We start from the raw sequence: 12,685 nt of genomic DNA on the forward strand, positions 1-12,685 counted from the left end.
ATGACCCGCGATACCACCGACGCCGACCTGACGGCCCGGCTCGCAGCCCTCGACCCCGCCCGTCGGGCGCTGCTGGAACGGAGCTTGGCCGCCCGCCGGGCGATGCCGCCCGCGGATCTGGCCGGCGCCGTTGCGCGGATGCTGGCAGGCAGCCCCGCCGCCCGGGCGATGGTCTTTACCCTGCGGGAACTGGGGGTCGGAAAAGGCGGGGTCGTCGGGGTGCTTTTAGCCGAAACGGCTAAGCACGGGCCCGAAATAGCCGCAATGGCTATTTCCGCGGGGCTGGCCACCGGCGCCGATGTGCTGGTGGCGGCAGATGGCGATCGGATGCCGGGCGACATGATCACGCTGCCCTCGGCCGACCTGCCCTGGCCCGAGGTGCCGGCGAACACCCCGGCGGTTGCAGCGGAACCGGTTGGACGGGTGCTGATCGACGGGTCGGATGGGTACCAGCCGGTCGATCTGGCGGGGCGCTTCGCCCGGCTGGCGGAGATCTTCGCCGGGGCACGACGGGTGGCGGTGGAAAGCGGGACCGACGACCCGGATGCCGTGGCGGCGCTGATGCTTGCGGCCGCAGGCGGGCTGGGCCTGACCGGGATCGAAGCGGCGACCACCCGGCCACGGGCCATGCTGGCGCGGCTGGCCGCATCGCCGGCCCAGGCCATGGCCATCCGGCCCGGATCGCTGGCCCGGCTGATCGAGGCCGCAGGCGGCAGCGACCATCCGGGCCTGGCGGGCATTGCGGCGATCGATTTCGGCGGGGCGGCGGTGCCGGCGGCGCTGGTGGCGCTGGTGGCGAAGCTGCAGGGCCGGCGGCTGTTCTGCCATTATGCCGATGGTAGCGGTGCGCCGCTGGCCGGCTGGGAGATCGACCCGGCGCTGGTGACGGGAGAGACCGCACCGGCGGGGCGGCCCCTGGCCAAGGGCCGGATCCGGATCGTGGACGGCAGCGGCGCCATGGCGCCGGCCGGCATGGTGGGGCGGATCGAGATCCGCGCTGCCACGGAGGGGGATACCGCAGAGGGAGGGGCCCCCTGGGTGGCGACCGGCGATGCCGGACGGCGCACGCGCGACGGGCTGCTGGAAACCCTGGCCCGGCCGGATGGCCGGCTGCGCCGGGACGGCCGGCTGCTGGACCTGGCCGCGGTGGAACGGCGGATCGCCCGCCTGCCGGGGGTGGCGGATGCGCATCTGCGCCTGCGCCGCACGGAAGCCGGCCCGGTTCTGCTGGCCGCCCTGGTGCCGGCCGGTGCGCCCGAGCGGGCGGCGGCCGCCCTGGCCGCCCTGCCCGGCTGGTGCCGGCCCGAGGCGGTGCAGCTGGTCGACCATCTGCCGCTGACCGCCGCGGGCGAGATCGATACGGCGGCGCTGGACCAGCTGCCGGTGCCCGACGAGGCCCTGCTGGAGGCGGCGGACGCCGCCCTGGCCCCCGCCCCCGCGATGAAGGACCCGGACGCGGTGGACCTGGCGCGGCTGGCGGTGCTGCCGCCCGCACCGGACCGGCGCGCGCCGCCGCCCGAAACCCTGGTCGCCACCGGCGCGCCGCTGCCCAGGCCGCGCTTTCGCACCCTGCCCGAGATTCTGGACCATGCGGCAGACCATGCGGCCGCACGCGGGATCGGGATCATCCGCGACGGCCGCGGTACGATGGAGCAGATCGACCATGCCGGCTTCCGCGACCGGGTGCGGCTTCTGGCGGGCGGGCTGGCCCGCGCCGGGATCGGCCGGGGCGACCGGCTGCTGCTGGTAGTGGCGGAGATCGCCGACTATCTGACCGGTTTCTGGGCGGCCCAATGGCTGGGTGCCGTGCCGGTGCCGGTGTCGGTGGCAGGCAGCTGGACCATAGAGGACGGCAATGCCGCCAAGCTGCTGCAGACCCGCCGGCTGCTGGGCCATCCGCCGGTGCTGGCCGATCGCGGCCGCGCCGGCCTGATTGCCGATTTCCTGGCGGCCCACGAGGACGACATGTCGGCGGGGCCGGTGCTGGACCCGGCGCTGCTGGCCGAAGGCGGCGCCATCGAAGAGGCGGTGGCGGCGGACCCGGATGCGCCGGCAATCCTGCTGCTGACCTCGGGCTCGACAGGTGCGCCCAAGGCGGTGGTGCAGACCCATCGCACGCTGATCGCCCGGACCACCGCGACCATCGCCCATCGCGACTATGGCCCGCAGGATCTGTCGTTCAACTGGATGCCGCTGGACCATGTGGGCGCGGTGGTGATGTTCCATCTGCGCGATCTGGCCGCAGGGGCCGGGCAGATCCATGCGCCGATCGATCTGGTTCTGGCCGAGCCGCTGAACTGGCTGCGCTGGATGAGCCGCGACCGGGTGACGGTGAGCTGGGCGCCGAATTTCGCCTTCGGCCTGATCGTCGCCGAGGCGGCGCGGCCGGGGGCGCTGGACGGGATCGACCTGTCGGCGCTGCGCATCCTGATCAATGCCGGCGAGGCGATCGTGCCGCGCACCGCCCGGCGCTTCATCACCGCCCTGGCCCCGCACGGGCTGGGGCCTGCGGTGATGAAGCCCGAATGGGGCATGTCGGAAACCTGCTCTGCCGTGATCTGTTCCGACGGCTTCACCCTGGAGGGCACCACGGATGACGACATGGCCGCCGATCTGGGCGGCCCCGTGCCCGGCACCGCCTTCCGGATCGTGGAGGCGAGCGGCATGCTGCCGGTGGGGCGGCTGCAGGTGAAGGGGCCGACGGTGACCCCGGGCTATCTGGAAAACCCCGAGGCCAATGCCGAAGCCTTTACCGCGGACGGCTGGTTCGACACCGGCGATCTGGGCACGATGACCGGAGGCCGGCTGAAGATCACCGGCCGGGCCAAGGACGCGATCATCGTGAACGGCCGCAATCTGCACGCCCACGAGATCGAGGCGGTGGCGGAAGAGGTGCCGGGCGTGGCGGTATCGTGGACGACCGCCTTCGCCAACCGCCCGGCCGGGGCCGATACCGACCGGCTGGTGGTGACCTGGGTTCCCGAAGAACCGGTGATCGATCGCGAAACCGTGGCCGGCGCGATCCGCGCCCGCATCGCCCGCCGGCTGGGGGTGACCCCGGCGGCAGTGGTGGCGGTGCGGCGCGAAGACGTGCCCAAGACGGCGATCGGCAAGATCCAGCGCGCCCGTGTCCGCGCCGATTACGAGGCCGGCCGCTTCGGCGGGCTGGTGGCGGCCCCCGCCGCCGGCGCGCCCGACCAGGGCGTTGTTGACCTGCCGCTGGCCCGGCCGGTCTGGCGGCCGGCGGCCCTGCGCCGGCCCGATCCGGCGACGCGGGCGGTGATCCACCAGTCAGACGGCGGAGATGCCGTGGCGGCGATCGCGGCCCTGCGCGACCGGCTGGCGCCGCTGCTGACTGAGGGCAGCGGCCGATTGCGGGTGGTGCTGGGGGTGCGCGGGCTGGAGGCGATCGACCCCGGCGACCCGACGCCCGAACCGGCCACGGCGGCGCTGGCCGCCTGGGCGGCGAGCCTGGCGCAGGAAACCGCGCGGCTGGAACTGAGGGTGGTGGATCTGGACCCGGGCGCCGATGCCGCGGCCAGAGAGGCGGAGCTGGCCGAAGAGGCCGGGCATGCCGACCCCGAACCGGTGGTGGCCCGGCGCGGCAGCCGGCGGCTGGCCCGCCGTCTGGAACCGCTGGACATGGACCTGCCTGCACCCCGGGTGCTGCCGATCACGGCGGGCGGCATCTGGCTGCTGGCCGGCGGGACCGGCGGGCTGGGGGTGGAACTGGCGGAGCTGCTGGGCCGGCGCTTCGGGGCGCGGCTGCTGCTGGTCTCGCGCAGCGATGCCACGGCGGACCCGATGAAGGCGGCGCGGCTGGCGCGGCTGAGCGCGGCCGGGGTGGAGCATCTGGCGATGACCGCGGATGTAACCGACCGCGCAGCGCTGGACGCGGCCATTCATGCGGCCCGGAGCCATTGGGGCGCGCCGCTGGCCGGTATTGTGCAGATGGCGACCGACGGGGCGCTGGACGCACAATGGGCGGAGATGGCCGATCGCGGCGGGCTGGCCGACAGTGATGCGGCGCTGGCGGCGACCATCGGCCCGAAACTGGAGGGCACCCGCAATCTGGTCGCGATCGCGCGCGACCATGGCGACCTGCCGCTGATCGGCTTCGGCACGGTGAACGCGCTGTTCGGCGCGCCGACGCTGGGCGCCTATTCGGCCGCCAATGCCGCCATGGCGGCGGTGCTGGCCGGCGAACGCAGCCGCCGCCAGGCCATCGCAACGGCGGCAACCGGGCCGGTGACGACCATCGACTGGTCGATGTGGGACGGGCTGGGCCTGGCCCAGGGTGCCCCGGAACCCGCCCGCGCCCGCACCCGGGCGCTGGGCTACCGGATCATCGGCCGCAGCCAGGGCCTGCGGGCGCTGCTGGCGGCGCTGGCGCTGGACCGGCCGCGGGTGGTGGCGGGTGTGGATGCCGGCAGCCACCCGGTGATGCGGCGGCCGCGTGCGGCACCGCCGCGGCCGCTGCTGGTGCCGGTGACCCGGGGAAGCGTCATCAACGCCACCGACCGTTTCGGCCGGCGGGTGACGATCGGCACCGGGGCCGCCGCCCCGGCCGGGCCGGGCCCGGTTGCCGACCCGCCGCGCGGGCCGGTCGAGACCCGGATCGCGGCGCTGTGGTGCGAGCTGCTGGAACGGCCGGCGATCGGCCGGCACGAGAACTTTTTCGAGATCGGCGGCCATTCGCTGCTGCTGGCCCGGCTGCGCGCCCGGATGGTGCCGCTTGCCGGGCGCGAGATCGGCATCGTTGAACTGTTCCGCCACCCCACCATCCGCGACCTGGCCCGCCTGGTTGCCGCAGACACCGCCGAGATCGAGGCCGGGGAATGACCGTCGACACCGCCGACACCGCGCAGAGCTTCCCCGTCCACACCGTGCCGATCGCCGTGACCGGCCTTGCCTGCCGCGCAATCGGCGTGGACGGCCCCGATGCCCTGCGCCGGGTGCTGCTGGAAGGGCGCGACGTGCTGGCGCGCCATGATGCCGCCGATGCCGCGGCCCTGGGCGTGCCCGCCGCCCTGGCGCGGGATCCGCGCTATGTCGGCACCGCAGCGATGCTGCCGGGGCAGGAGAGCTTCGACCACGCGCTGTTCGGCCTGTCGCTGCGCGAGGCGGAGCTGCTGGACCCCCAGCACCGGCTGTTCCTGGAACTCTGCCGCGAGGCGCTGGAAGATGCCGCCTGGCTTGCCCCGGCGGCCGGGCGCCGGGTAGGCGTGTTCGGCGGCTGCGGCAGCCCGATCTATCTGATGACCCGGCTGGCCGGTGCCGGTGCGGCGCTGGAAGCGGCGGGTGCGACGGCGCTGAGCTTTGCGGCCAAGCCGGATTTCCTGTCGCTGCGCGTGGCCTATCGGCTGGATCTGCGCGGGCCGGCGATGACCGTGCAGACCGGCTGTTCGACCGGCATGAGCGTGGTGCAGGCGGCCGTGGCCGCCCTGGCGGCCGGCGAATGCGAGGCCGCACTGGCCGGCGCCGCCTGCCTGACCCGGCTGGACCCGGCCGGCTATCTGCACCATCCGGGCGCGATCGAAAGCCCGACCGGCCGCTGCCGGCCCTTCGACGCTGCGGCCGACGGCACGGTCGGCGGCAGCGGCGGCGCGGTGGTGGTGCTGAAGCGGCTGGCCGATGCGGAACGCGATGGCGACCATGTCCATGCGGTGATCCGGGCGGTGGCGATCACCAATGACGGCGGCGCCAAGATCGGCTTCACCGCGCCGGGGGAAGCGGCCCAGGCCGAGGCGGTCGCACGCGCATTCCGTGCGTCTGGCATTCACCCCGATACGATTGGTTGCGTGGAAGCCCATGGCACCGCCACGGCGCTGGGCGACCCGATCGAGGTGGCGGCGCTGACCCGCGGCTTCCGGGCCGCCGGCGGCACGCGCCTGGCCCATGCGGCGCTGGGATCGGTGAAGGGCAATCTTGGCCATGCCGATGCGGCGGCCGGCATGCTGTCGATCGCCAAGGCGGTGCTGTCGGTGGCCCATGGCGAGATCTACCCCACCGCCAACACCACCAGGGCGAACCCCGAATTGCGGCTGGCCGAAACCCCGTTCCGCCTGCCGACCGCACCCGAAGCCTGGCCCGTCGCCGACCATCCCCGGCGGATGGCGGTGAACTGCTATGGCATGGGCGGCACCAATCTGCACGCCATTCTGGAACAGGCCCCGGCCAGGAACCCGCGCGCGGCAGCGCCCGCGGGCCCGCTGGTCTTCGTGCTGTCGGCCGCAGATGCGGAGATGCTGGAGGCGCTGGCGGCCCGGATGGCCGCGGCCTTCAGGGCCGATGATGCGCCGGCCGCCCTGGATGCCGCCTTTTCGCTGGCCACCGGCCGACCGGCCCTGGCGGCAAGGCGGGCGGTGGTGGCGCGGGATGTGGCCGAGGCCGCGCGGCTGCTGACCATGCCTGCCCCTGCCCTGCCGGTGCTGCGCGACCGGCCGGTCGTGATCGACGGCGCCGATGCCGGCTGGGCGGCGCTGCTGCCCGATCTGACCGACAGCCCCGATGCCCGCGGGCTGGTCGACGGGGTGGCGCCGGCGCGGTTGGTCTTCGGGCCGGACAATGCGCCGGGGGGCGATCCGGCAGATCCGCTGATCGTGGATGGCCGCGACCGGATGCAGGCGCTGGCGCGGCTGTGGTGCCTGGGGGTGCGGGTCGACTGGACGGCGGTGTTTGCAGGCACCAGCCCGCGGCGGGTGCCGCTGCCGGTGATGCCCTATCGCCCGACCCGCTGCTGGATCGACCTGGCACCGGCGGAGCCCGCGACCGCTGCGGCCGCGGCGCCGGTGGCTTTGACACCCGGTTTCGTCGAGGCCCCGCTTGCCGCCGGGACGGCGATGCCCGCAACCATCGTCACCGGATGTGCCGCGCCGACGACCGGCCTTGGAACCACCCTGCCGCTGGCCGAGGCCGGTGCAGTGACCGGGCGGGTGCTGCTGGTGCTGCCCGGGGCGCTGGGCCTGGCCGGACGCCGGCCGGCCGACCCCGAGGAACTGCGGCAGGCCAGGGCCTTGCATGACCGGCCCGGCGTGGAGCTGACGATCATCGACACGGCCGCGGCCGTGGATCTGCCGCCGGCCGCCGCGGCCGCCCTCGCGGCCCGCATCCGCGCCGAGGCGGCGGGCGATGCCCCGGCGGTCGCCTTCGACGGCGCCCGCCGGCTGGTGCCGGTGGCCGAAGCGGTGGCCGCCGACGAGGCGGCGCCGCTGACGGATGACGGCTGGCCGGCACCGGAAACAGCAGGGCCGGAGACCGCAGGACCGGAGCTGGCCGAACCCGCAGCTTCGGCCGCCGCGGCCCGGCTTGCCGCCCTGCCGGTGGAACCGGCGCGCGGGCCGGCGCTGGAGGCGGCATTGGACCGGCTGTGCGCCGCGCACAGCGTTGCCATGCTGCGCACAAGGGGGATCGCCCCGGTGCCCGGCGCCACCATCACCCGGGCCGAGCTGGACCGGCGGATCGGGCTGGTGCAGGGACAGGGACAGTTGGGACAGGGGCAGGGATGGCGCCGCATGCTGGACGCGGCCCTGGCCGATCTGGCGGCGGACGGGCTGCTGACCATTGCCGGCGACCGGCTGATCTGGGGGCCGGCGGTGGCCGATCTGCCGGCGCCGGATGTGGCGGCAGACCGGGTGCGGGCGATCGACCCCGATCATGCCGGGCTGGTGGCGCTGATCAACCATTGCATGGCGGCCCATGGCGAGGTCTTCGCCGGCCGGCGCCCGGCCACCACGGTGATTGCGGGGCGCGAGGCCGGGCGGCTGTTTGCGGGCGCCGGCCCGGCGATCGAGCGCCATTCCAGCCGGGCCCGGGTGCTGGATGCCGCGGCCGATGCGGTGGTGGCGGCGGTGGATGCCGCAGCCGCCGCCGGACGCACGGCCCGGATCGTGGAGGTGGGCGGCGGCACGGGGGCCTTCACCGGCCCGGTGCTGGACCGGCTGGCCGGCCGGGCGGTCGACTATCTTTTCACCGATGTGTCGGGCGAATTCGTGGCGCGGGCGCGGGCGACGCTGGCCGCACGCGGGCTGACCGGGGTGCGGGTGGCACGGTTCGACGTGTCGCGCGACCCGGCGGATCAGGGGCTGGAGACGGGGGGCGCCGATCTGGTGCTGGCGCTGGACGTGATCCACGCCACCGCCGATCTGGCCGTCTCTCTCGACAATGTCGCGCGGCTGCTGCGGCCGGGCGGGCTGCTGCTGCTGGCCGAACTGGTCATCGCCCGGCGCTGGGTGAACGCGATCTGGGGCCTTGCCACCGGCTGGTGGGTGATGGCGGATGACCGCACCACCTCTCCGCTGATCGATCCGGCCGCCTGGCAGCGGGTGCTGGAAGGCGCGGGCTTCGCGACCGAGGCGGTGCTGCCCGATACCGACGGCGCCGATACCCGCCTGTTCATCGCCCGCAACACCCGCACGACCCTGGCTGAGCTGGCGCTGTACGAGGGCGAGTTGCCAGAGCCCCTGCCCCCCGCCATGCGACATGTGCTGATACGCCCGGCCGCGGCGGGTGATCTGGTCGCCGCCGCCCTGGCCGGGGCCGAGGCGCGGGCGCTGGAATGGGCGACCGGCGCCGAAGCAGTGGCCTGGACCGGCGACGGCCGGCCCGATGCCCGGCTGCGCGGCCTGCTGCGGCATACGCGGGCCGCGGTGCTGATGCCGCCTGCCGCCGCCGATGCGGCGGGGGCGGCAGCGGCGGCGGCGGTGGATGGCGATGCGGCCTTCGCCCTGGTGGCGGGGCTGTGGCACGACCTGCTGGGGGTGATGCCCGAGGATGCTGCCGCCGATTTCTACGCCGCCGGCGGCGACAGCCTGATCGCCACGCGCCTGCTGGCGCTGCTGGCCGAACGCCACGGGCTGGAGTTGCCGGCCTCTGCGCTGTTTGCGGCAACCACGGCGGGCGAGATGGCCGGGCTGATCCGTGCCGCGGCCCCGGCGGCGGCGGAACCGGCCGCGATGGAGAGCGATGCCGACCTGCTGGACCTGCTGGCCGATATCGAGAGCATGTCGGATGACGAGATCGCCGCCGCCATGGCCCGGCTGGAGGGGCAGGAACCGGATGGGCGGGAGGTCGCCGAATGACCGCGGATATCTCCGCCCGGCTGGACCGGCTGAGCCCGGCGCAGCGTGCGCTGTTCGAACGCATGCGCGGCAAGCGCCCGGACCCTGCCGCTGCGCCTGAAACAGCGCCCGACACCGCGCCAGAGGCGGCGCCGCTGTCCTTCGCGCAGGCACGGCTGTGGTTCCTGGACCGGTTGCAGCCGGGGAGCCCGGCCTACAACATCGCCTCTGCCGTCGAGATCCGCGGAGAGATCGACCCGGCGGCGCTGGATGCGGCGCTTCAGCAGGTGATCGCCCGCCATGGCGTGCTGCGGACGCGGTATGAGGAGGGGGCGGATGGCCCCCGGCAGATCGTGGACCCGGCCCCGCCCGGCCCGGTGCTGCGGCTGGCCGATGCGCCGGATGCCGCGGCGGCGGCGGCCCTGGCCACGGCGGAGGCGCGCCGGCCCTTCGATCTGGCCACGGGGCCGGTTTTCCGGCTGCTGCTGATCCGGACGGCACCCGCCCGGCATGTGCTGGCGGTGACGGTGCACCATATCGCCGCCGATGCCTGGTCGCTGGGCATTCTGTTCGACGAGCTGATGGCCGCCTATCGCGCCCGGCTGGACGGGCTGCCGGCGGATCTGCCGGTGCTGACCACCTCTTACGCCGCCTATGCCGCGGAACAGCGCGCGGCGCTGGATGCGGCGGCCGAGGCCCGGCTGCTGGACTGGTGGCGCCACCGGCTGGACGGGCTGCCGGTGCTGGACTGGCCGGCGGGCCCGCCCCGGCCGCCAGTCCAGCGTTTCGAGGGCGCGGCCCGGCGCTTCGACGTGCCGGCGGCGCTGACCGCGGCCGTGGAGGCGCTGGGCCGGCACCATGGCGCGTCGACCTTTCAGACCCTGATGGCGGCGGCGCAGGTTCTGATCCATCACGAGACCGGCCAGCGCGATTTCGCCCTGGGCGCGCCGGTCGCCAACCGGCGGCGGCGCGAGCACGAGGCGCTGATCGGGTTTTTCGTCAACACCCTGCCCTTCCGGGCCAGGTTCGACGACGACCCCGCCTTCACCACCTGGCTGGAACGGCTGCGCGACGATGCGCGCGCGGTGCTGGCCCATCAGGATCTGCCGTTCGAGAAACTGGTCGAGGCGCTGGAAGACACCCGCGACCCCAGCCGCAACCCGCTGGTGCAGGTGGTGCTGGCCTTCCAGAACGCGCCGGTCGGCAGCGGTACCGCCCCCGGCGGGTTGAGCCTGCGCGGGCTGGAGACCGATCAGGGCATCGCCCGCTTCGACCTGGAGATCCATCTGACCCGCGCCCCCGGCGGCGGGCTGGCGGGCATGATCCTGTACGACACCGCGCTGTTCGATGCGGCGCGGGTCGACCGGCTGGGGCGGCGCTTCGTGCGGCTGCTGGAGATGGTGGCGGCCGATCCCGGACAGCGGATCGGCGATCTGGTGCCGCTGCTGGACGAGGATCTGGCGGCGATCGCGGCCGCCGCCCCCGCGGTGCCGCCGGCGGCGGAACTGGTGCCGGTGCGGCTGGCGCGCATGGTGGCGGCGCGGGCGGCGGCGCCGGCCGTGGAGGATCCGGGCGGCGGCATCGACTATGCCGGGCTGGATGCGGCCGCGGCCCGGCTGATGCAGGCACTGGCGCGTTCGGGGATCGGCCGGGGCGATGTGGTGGCGGTGATCCTGTCCCCGGGGCGGGCCGCCGCTGCGGCGGCAATGGGCATCTGGGCGGCGGGTGCCGCCTATCTGCCGCTGGACCCGCGCCACCCGCCGGCACGGCTGGCGGCGCTGATCCGCCGCGCCGGCGCGCGGGCGGTGGTGGCGCCGGCCCTGCCCGAAGGGGTGGAGCTGCTGCCGCGGCTGGATGTCGACGTCGGCCCGGATAACGGCGGTTTCGGCAATGGCGGGGCGGCGGCGCGGGCGGCCCGGATCAACACGGCGGAGGATGCCGCCTATCTGATCTTCACCTCCGGCTCGACGGGCGAGCCCAAGGGGGTGGTGGTGCCGCATGGCGCGCTGGCGGGGCTGGTCGACTGGCATGTGAATGCCTTCGGCACGGGGCCGGCCACCCGGGCGAGCCTGGTGGCCGGCCCCGGTTTCGACGCCGCGGTCTGGGAAATCTGGCCGGTACTGGCCGCGGGCGGCACCGCGGTCGCGGCGGATCCCGCCATGCTGGCCGATCCGGCGGCGCTGGCCGGCTGGCTGGTCGACCGGCGGATCACCCAGGCCTTCATGCCCACCCCGCTGGTCGGCGGGCTGCTGGGCCGGGCCTGGCCGGCGGAGACCGCACTCCGCCTGATGCTGGCGGGGGGCGAGCGGCTGACGGACCGGCCGCCCCAGGGCCTGCCCTTCCGGCTGGTCAACAATTACGGGCCGACCGAGGCGGCGGTGGTCGCGAGTTCAGGGACGGTGTCTCCGGGGCCGGCGGCGAGTATCGGGCTGCCCGATATCGGCGGGGCGATCACCGGGGCGCGGCTGCATGTGCTGAATGCGGCCAGCCGGCCGGTCGGCATCGACATGCCGGGTGAACTGCATGTCGGCGGGCGCGGGCTGGCCCGGGGCTATGCCGGCGATCCGGTGCGCACGGCGCTGGCCTTCCGGCCCGATGCCACGGGCGATGGCGTACGGCTGTATGCGACCGGCGATCTGGTGGTGCTGCGGGCCGATGGCCGGCTGGATTTTCTGGGCCGGGCCGACGACCAGGTGAAACTGCGCGGCCACCGGATCGAGCCCGCAGAGATTGCGGCCGCGATCCGCGCGCTGGACGGCGTGCAGGATGCGGCGGTGATCCTGCGCGAGGACGGCGCCGAGCCCCGGCTCTGCGCCTACGTGGTGTCGACGGCCGCACCGGCGCGGCTGGCCCGCCGGCTGCGCGACCGGCTGCCGGGCTATATGGTGCCGGCGGACTGGGTGCAGCTGGACCGGCTGCCGCTGACGACATCGGGCAAGCTGGACCGGCGGGCGCTGCCGGCGCCCGAGATGGCGGCGGCGACCGGGGCGGTGGCGGAAACCGCGGCCGAACGGCTGATCGCCGGCATCTGGGCCGAGGTGCTGGGCCGGAAGCTGCCGCCCGGCCGCGACGATGATTTCTTCGCCCTGGGCGGCCATTCCCTGGCGGCGGCACGGGTGGCGGCGCGGCTGCAGGCGGCGGGGCGGCCGTTGCCGCTGGCAACGCTCTTCCGCGCCACCACACTGGCGGCGCTGGCGGCGGAGCTGGAGGCGGCGGCCGCGCCGGAGGATGACGACAGCATCGATCTGCCGGACTTCGCGCCGGTCGTCGACGGCGAGGTGCCGCTCAGCCCCGGCCAGGCGCGGTGGTGGTTCCTGGACCGGCTGGGTGCCGACCCGGCCGCCGCGGTGATCTCGGCGGCGCTGGATCTGACGGGGCCGCTGGATGTGGACCGGCTGGCGGCGGCCTTCGGGCAGATCGTCGCCCGGCATCTGCCGCTCCGCACCGCCATCCTGGCGGTGGACGAGCAGCCGCGGGCAGTGCCGCAGCCGGTGCCCATGCCCTGGCCGCTGCCGGTGCTGCCGGTCGCGGACGAGGCTGAGGCAAACCTGCTGGCACGGGACCTGGCGGCCCGGCCCTTCGATCTGGCGTCGGGGCCGTTCCTCCGCACGCATTTGTTGCGGTTT

The 12,685-nt window shown here is 74.9% G+C and carries 2 protein-coding genes and 1 pseudogene; all 3 read left to right on the forward strand.

The features are described 5' to 3' along the window. Nucleotides 1-4,842 carry an SDR family NAD(P)-dependent oxidoreductase gene (locus TMO_RS32735; protein WP_014748206.1) on the forward strand — a complete coding sequence of 1,614 codons (4,842 nt, stop codon included), beginning with the start codon at nucleotides 1-3 and terminating at the stop codon, nucleotides 4,840-4,842. Continuing rightward, nucleotides 4,839-9,080: a beta-ketoacyl synthase N-terminal-like domain-containing protein gene (locus TMO_RS30055; RefSeq protein WP_014748207.1), complete on the forward strand. Its 4,242-nt coding sequence runs from the start codon at nucleotides 4,839-4,841 to the stop codon at nucleotides 9,078-9,080. The genes TMO_RS32735 and TMO_RS30055 overlap by 4 nt, the downstream gene beginning before the upstream one ends. 62 nt (nucleotides 9,081-9,142) lie before the next feature. Further along, a pseudogene (locus TMO_RS32740) lies at nucleotides 9,143-12,634 on the forward strand (amino acid adenylation domain-containing protein); the annotation flags it as partial. Between the last annotated feature and the right edge of the window lie 51 nt (nucleotides 12,635-12,685).

Source organism: Tistrella mobilis KA081020-065, from assembly GCF_000264455.2.
In the GTDB taxonomy this organism is placed as follows: Bacteria; Pseudomonadota; Alphaproteobacteria; order Tistrellales; family Tistrellaceae; genus Tistrella; species Tistrella mobilis.